The organism is Candidatus Villigracilis sp. (assembly GCF_057083605.1).
In genome coordinates, this window is sequence record NZ_JBXMTI010000008.1 from 1 (window position 1) to 6,641 (window position 6,641).

Consider the following 6,641-nt stretch of genomic DNA (forward strand, 5'->3'; position numbering starts at 1 on the left):
CAACGAAATTGTTTCGCGTTTACTTGACCAGGCTCATATTCAATCCGGAAAAGTCCAACTTAAGCCGGCTGACGTACGTGTGGCTGATTTAGTCAACGGCGTCATGGAGGAGATCACTCCATTTGCAGACGAAAAGAGTCTCAAGCTTTCTATTTCTGTTCAAAACTGTGTTCCTGAAAAAGTGAAAATTGATCCTTTGCGGATAAAGCAAATACTGATCAACCTGCTCAGTAACGCGGTGAAGTACACCGAGGTTGGAAATGTCAGTCTGAATATCGACTTCCGCGCGGGGAAGAAAAAGAAAGAGCTGATTTTCGCAGTATCCGATACCGGTGTTGGGATTCCTAAAAACAAAACCGCATCCATGTTCAAGCCGTTTGTTCAAGGCGAACGATATGACACGCGCACTTATGGGGGAGTGGGGCTTGGCTTGTCCATCGTGAAAGAGCTGGTCAATCTGATGAAGGGAACAATCAGTATCAAAAGCGTGGTCGGTGCGGGAAGCACATTCACAATCACTATCCCTTTGGAGTAATCAATGTTGCTGATCATCGAAGATAACTTAGACCTTGTAGAGTTGTACAAAATGGCGTTGAGCTTGATTAAGATCAATCCTGAAGTTGCGGTCACAGGACCTGCCGCTTTAAGGCGAATCGAGCAACCCGATGCCCCGGCTCCAGCTTTAACAATTTTGGATCTCCACCTGCGTGGCGAAAATGGGGTGGAGGTAAATGGCGCTGATCTTTTCGACAAAATGCGAGTGTGCTGGCCAGACACAAAAATCATTGTGTCCTCTGCCGACATAGATTGGTGCCGCAAGTTTCAAGGTCTTGCTGACATGGTGATCGAAAAGCCCATTGTGGATATGTCGCTTTTCCTGAAAAATGTTCAGGGAATGCTGGATAGTGGGCAATCTTTGATGGGACCCTACTTGAGATAGTTCCGGTAGTTATTCACTCAAGTCAACTGATTGAGAGCGGGGATGCGGGTGATATCACCTCTATATAACCGTCAGTGGCGTTCACGAGTTCCCCGAATTCGGCAGTCGCGTCCTTGAGGTGATGCGCCAGCCGATGGAAGACAAGATCGTTACCATCAGCCGCTCAAAAGGATCGCTCACTTTCTCAGCCAATTTTCAACTGGTTGCAGCAATGAATCCCTGTCCGTGCGGCTTTTATCTTGATACACAAAAAGCCTGTACGTGTGTGCCTGCTGTCGTTACCAAATATCAAAAACGAATCTCGGGTCCACTGTTAGATCGTATTGACATCCATAATCGAAGCGCCCAGAGTGGATTACGAAAAGTTGAGTGGGGACCGGCTGGGGGAGACTTCAGCATCTATCCGCGCCCGCGTGCAGACAGCGCGCGATATTCAACGAACGCGTTTCTCGAAGCTGGATCCCAAACATCCCATCTTTTGCAATGCCGATATGCGCGTGGGGGAGATCCGGCAGTTTTGCCGGTTGCAGGACGAAGGTCAGAGCTTGATGCGGGCGGCGATGAGTCAGATGAATCTGTCGGCGCGCGCCTATCATCGCATCCTGAAACTGGCGCGGACAATTGCAGATTTGGCAGGGAGTGAGGACATCCGATCTGTGCATTTGGCAGAGACATTGCAATACAGACCAAAGTTGATGATGGGATAAGAGAATCAGCAGGTTCTAATTTGCTGAGTACTCACACACAAGAACAGCATCATCTAGAGAGTTTGCGATCGCGGCAAAATCCGACGATTTCACTTTGAGTGACCAATCGCCAATACTGGCCTCATGCCCAACCGGATAGATTTTTTCTTTGTGCAGTATTCCCCCAAAGGAATCATCAACCTCGAGATCTATGTGGTCATTTGTCTCATCTGGCGTCGCGCCAGCAGGCGTTAGATAGACTCCAAATGGAGAAAGAGACGTATCTTTTGGAAGCGCGAAAACATGCACCTCGCGAATCTTGATAGTTTTATCCCGTACATGGAACGGGAAGCGATCCCGATTCAAGCCGAATATTTGGATATGGTCACTCGTCGTTGGATCGGCGGTGCTCAAGAAGCGATACCACTCGGTTGGGAATTCATGCTGCAAACTGAATAGCCGTATTCCTGCAATTGGCAAAGTCTCTCTGGCTGCCTCTTTCAAGGCTTGCCCGCCATCACGTGCGGTATATCGCATTTGGAGAATCACATCGGAGATAGTGTTGAGGTCAAAATTATTGGTGTCTTGCGGCAACTCAAGGCGCCACTGGCTGATCACGCCAGTGCCTTCAAAGGGCAAATAGCGTTCGTCACGAAAATTCATCTCGAATACACCGCTGTCGTTCTGTCCGCTGCTTGTTGCAATGGATTCCAGAGAAGTGATGCCATCCGTGAAGCGGGGATCGTTATCATCGATGCGTTTGTACCCGCCGGTCGTACTCGGGTTCTTTCGGAAGCTGTTTTTCACAAGCGTGAGCGTGCAATTGACGCTCGTGTATGGACCTGTAACGCATGGAATCGTCAAACTAACCAATTTGATCCGGCGCATATAGTGACCAGGGTAATCCATGTCGAATACTACTTCGGGCAGATCGATGAAGCATTCACCTGTCTCTTTCAGTTTGATCAGAGCGATCGGGTCAAGCAGCATCAATGAGATGTGTTTGGTCAGTTCATACTCACGTTTATTCTGATCCAGGTAGGCGACTTCCATACGTTTGATGTCAGCATAAAGCCGCTCACCTGCTAGCAAGCCCTTCTTCAGACTATCCCAATAGCCAAACTGAATGAACTTCGAGTCCGACTCGTCCAGCCCCAGTTCGAAGCGAAATGACATTTCGGCGCGTTTGGCTACATCATAAGCTAGTTGGTAACTCTGGAAGTAAATGCCTGAGATTTGAGAGACCATCCAGTCATAGAGTTCCCGATTCGTGAATTTTTCCCGCATAAAATCGTCAATGGCTTGAGCATTCTCGATCTGCAACTGATGATTCTCCAAGTCCTTCTCCGCAATGTCCAAGCGTATCTCCGCCGCGATGATTTGCTTGTTAAGTTGTTCTATCTCTCTAGCCGCCAACCGTTCCTGGAACTTCCATTCTTCCATGCGCCGTTGGTAGCTGCCGAGAGTTGCAGAAATAGAGCCAGCAGTACTGCTGATGGATGCCATCGTACCCATACGGGCAGCGAATTCCTTCGCGGATTCGCCTACGTTGTGTCCACCATAAGTGGTACCGATGGACGTAGCAGCGCCAAGTTTCAAATTCGGAAGCAGATGTAACATAGCAGCGACCAAATCTATGCCCGCTTCGGCCATCTGAAACCTCAGACTCTCCCCAACTAACGCTAGATGTGCAATTTCGAATGCATTCAAACCATACGGAGGTGGACTCTGAATGCTTGCGTAATAGTGATGGCGAATCTGGGCCATTTCGCGTGATTTTTGAAGGCCAGCCAATGTTAGCTCTGCTTCTTGCACCTGCTGCTCTTTGATCTGCCGCACGGCATTCAATACCTGGATTTCCTGTGTGGATCGTAAAAGCGCCAGCGCTTCGGCATCACGCTTTTCGAGCGCAGACAACAGTCCTCCGCCCAGTGATTTGAGGTCACTACACAGTTCGCTCGCCTTTTGTGACATGACACTAAAGCGATAACGCGGGAGGACCACGCTGGTATCGTTGAGAGCGCTGCTCAGGTCTACACCGGCAGCGGCGGCCCTCACCAGAAGCCCTGGCTCAATCGGCGGTTCGAACAACGGAACTTGGCGGACGACTCCCTCGATATTCATGCAATGGCGAATCTTGAATAGCCGATCCGCCACAGTGTCCCAGTAGCGAAGCAGTTTGTCGTTCTGGGGTACACAAAAGTACAACAATTTCGTCGGTGGTGGGTTGGACGGAGATACGATGCCATCCTGATAGGGCACAGGAAGCAGGTTTTCGATGGCGACCAATGGATCAGAAAAGTCATCACCCTTCAGCAGTGGCTCGAGCTGGTTGTAAGTTTTCACTGGCGGCATTGCCCGCGGCTTGATATTCTCAGGCCGTCGCCCCAAAATCTCTGCGGCAAGAATATACAACTGGGTTGCCTCGTTGATCGATTCGATGGTATCCTGACGAAACAGTTGGTCGCCCCAGGCGATTAAGTTGTCAATATACTTCATGACCACCATCTTCTGATAAGCGACCGTTCGCAGGCGGGCGATGATATGGGGCTTAAATGGATGGTCGCGCCATTTCTTTACCTGGTTCGTGAATTCAGTATCTGCCGTACCTGCTGCAAGCGCTTCCAGTAATTTCTTGATTTGTTGACTCTGATAGTCTTGTGCCGCGGCTTCGAAGAAGGGGCGCGTACGCCAATAGCGTTGCGGCACAGGATAAGCAGATTTATCGGTCGGATCGAAGATGTAGTGATACCACTTTTGCGCGTCCTCAAAACGCTGATTATTCCTAAGGCGGTTGGCGATCAGGAGTGGGACATGGAAGAACAATTCCCAGTTGTATATTTCGTATGAACCGGCGAATGAGAAGTCCACCTCTTCCGCGGGATAGGGTGCCTGCACGATTTCTTCCGGACCGTATGTGCCGGCAAATTCAAAGGCTTGCGGCGGGTTAAGAAAACTTTCGGGCTGTGTTTGCATGGGTCGCTGGAGCAGACCGTCAACACCGTCGCGATTCAACTCGCGGATCATGAGGCATACGTGCGGATGGTAGAAGGTCTCGAATTGAACCCGCCGTGCGTAGTGATAGGTCGGAAATGTGGGATTCCCGGGGTTCTGAGCGAACGCAATGAGGGCATCTGTGTTGACGGTTGACTGGCTCGTCTCAACGGGAAAAGTTAGCTCGCCAACTATGATGTCACCGCCCCTAACACTCGGGCTGACCGGACCAGCGGAGGGCGCTACTATGGCATAGTAATAGTCACGGATTTCATCCAGGATATCAAGCCTCACATTATCTATGACGGACCAATCTTGTATGATAACGTGGCCTTCCCCCGGCACGATACTAAAGGTCCGGTTATCGTCAGCGTAAAAGAGGGACTGGTCCATATCGAAGCGTTGAAATTGCTGCATGCGGACATCGAAGGTTCCGGGCGTTTTGGCGAGGGTCGGATTGTAGTTTAGACCACTCTTAGCAGGATTCGACGTGGCCAAAACAAGCGGATGATCATGATCTCCGATCTCGAACTTCTCTCGATTCTCCACAAAGGTCATGAACTCATAGTGAGTCTCCGGCAGCAGCTTCAACCTGCCAATAGACGATGCCAATACGTGGGTGACATCCAGTTTGCCCTGGCAATCGTCAAATTGAAATATTCCTCCTAAATTGAGAATGGGATTGCCATTTATGTCATCGGATTTCCAATCGACAGAAATATGGAGATTACCAGATGCAAAGACAGCCTTGAATAGAAAGTCGCTTTGCTTTGGAATATAGTCCAAACGGTCACTCTGCGGATCTAGAAGTATTCGCGGCAACTGGATCGCCTCCTTTGATATTTTCTTGGGCGACCATTTGTTATTCTTGTATTCGCTCCAGGCAATCTGGATCTTCCAATGTCTGGGGGGCTCCTTTAGTTTGCCGCCGTCACCTCCAGGTACCGTGATAGATTGAGCCTCCGATTCTTCGGCGATCGTGGGCCAGAATAAGTACAGGCGCCGGTTCCAGATCACGGGCATCAGGTAGTCACCTTCAATATCGAGGTCCACGCGTTCCCATGCGGTCCAGTACGCCGAATTGACTCGCCGGCGATAGTAGTAGATATGCGGCGTACCGAAGGTGCGGCCGAAGACATGCAGGATATCCACCGCGACCTCACCTGACTCGGTCTTTTCCAATTGATGATACAACCCACGGATATCGAGACGGGCAACCTGATCCAGCTTCTCCAGGTAATTGAGGAATGCCGCCTCTGCCGTCTCAGGCGTGACGTCGTTCTGCATCAACTCATTCTCCAGGTCTTTGAAGAAGGGCGACTTGTCGTCGCGCAGTTCTGGCTCGATCCAGTTCTCGGGATACAGGAAAATCTTGCGGTTTGCCTCCCATACCCGGTATTTTTTCATCCATTTGTGCCAGTTGTTCCACTCCGAATCAACCTGCGCGTTGACGGTCACTTCGTTTTCCAGGTTCATCAGGCAGCGCTGTACGAAGAGTTGAACGGAACTAATGGCTTGTTTGATGCGTGAGGTCAACATGCAGGCGTCCATTTCCGCATCAATCAAATAGTACTCGTACAAGCCATGGGTATCTTTCCAGGTCTGACCTTTGCTCGCATCGGGATGGGCGACAAGATAGGAGACGAGAGATGTCCGCTGCTGGTTGCGCAAAGTGTCGCGCAAGGGTCTTGCAATCGCCAGCCATTGACGATCCTCATACTTGGCTTTGACGGCCTGCTTGATATTTCGGGCATCCTCCTGGGTGAGATCATATGCGGCCCAGGCACATACTTGTTTAGCGGATGCGCCAAGAATCTTCAGCAGAATAAAAGCCGCTTTCAGGTGAACCAATGCCTGTTCATCTTTGAATGCATCCGGTAAAGCCAAATCAAAACCATCCGCACCCGTGAGGGACTGCAAATCATCGAGACTCCAGCCGGTCGCATCGCTGATCTCTTGTAAGAGTTCCTGTTGGGTTGTCTGCGGATTTCGCGACAATTCAAAAATAATCAAAAGCGTGG

Annotated in this window: 3 protein-coding genes and 1 pseudogene; 3 read left to right on the forward strand and 1 reads right to left on the reverse strand. The window is 50.2% G+C overall.

The features are described from left to right. The 3 genes and pseudogenes from AC14M5_RS01695 to AC14M5_RS01705 form a co-directional block, all read left to right on the forward strand. A partial coding sequence (locus AC14M5_RS01695) for a sensor histidine kinase (protein ID WP_484027890.1) occupies positions 1-535 on the forward strand: 535 nt, incomplete at its 5' end. A 3-nt stretch (positions 536-538) separates the two neighbouring features. Then, positions 539-940: a hypothetical protein gene (locus AC14M5_RS01700; protein ID WP_484027891.1), complete on the forward strand. Its 402-nt coding sequence runs from the start codon at positions 539-541 to the stop codon at positions 938-940. A gap of 85 nt (positions 941-1,025) precedes the next feature. Next, a pseudogene (locus AC14M5_RS01705) lies at positions 1,026-1,647 on the forward strand (ATP-binding protein); the annotation flags it as partial. Positions 1,648-1,662: 15 nt separating this feature from the next. Here AC14M5_RS01705 and AC14M5_RS01710 read toward each other — a convergent pair. Continuing rightward, positions 1,663-6,618: a Tc toxin subunit A-related protein gene (locus AC14M5_RS01710; RefSeq protein WP_484027892.1), complete on the reverse strand. Its 4,956-nt coding sequence runs from the start codon at positions 6,616-6,618 to the stop codon at positions 1,663-1,665. Positions 6,619-6,641: the final 23 nt, after the last annotated feature.